Origin of the sequence: Vibrio genomosp. F10 str. 9ZD137 (assembly GCF_049974785.1) — a bacterium.
GTDB lineage: Bacteria > Pseudomonadota > Gammaproteobacteria > Enterobacterales > Vibrionaceae > Vibrio.
In genome coordinates, this window is the sequence record NZ_JBNGCJ010000134.1 from 1 (window position 1) to 305 (window position 305).

The window sequence follows — 305 nt, forward strand, 5'->3', positions numbered from 1 at the left end:
ACCGCTCTTCCGATCTCATTTATAGGACACCAAGGATGACAGATAGCCCAACTCTGGCTCTTGCAAAAGACCTTATTAGTCGCGAATCCGTGACACCAGAAGATGCAGGATGCCAAGAGGTTATGATCCAACGCCTAAAAGCATTAGGTTTTGAAATTGAAGTCATGGTTTATGACGACACCACCAACTTTTGGGCTCGCCGAGGAACAGAGTCTCCTCTATTTGCTTTTGCTGGCCATACCGATGTGGTTCCAGCTGGCACCCTAGAACATTGGCATACTCCCCCTTTCGAACCGACTGTGATT

1 pseudogene is annotated in these 305 nt (G+C 47.9%); it reads left to right on the forward strand.

Annotated elements, in window-relative coordinates:
- Positions 1-35: 35 nt before the first annotated feature.
- A pseudogene (locus ACP45E_RS01575) lies at positions 36-305 on the forward strand (succinyl-diaminopimelate desuccinylase); the annotation flags it as partial.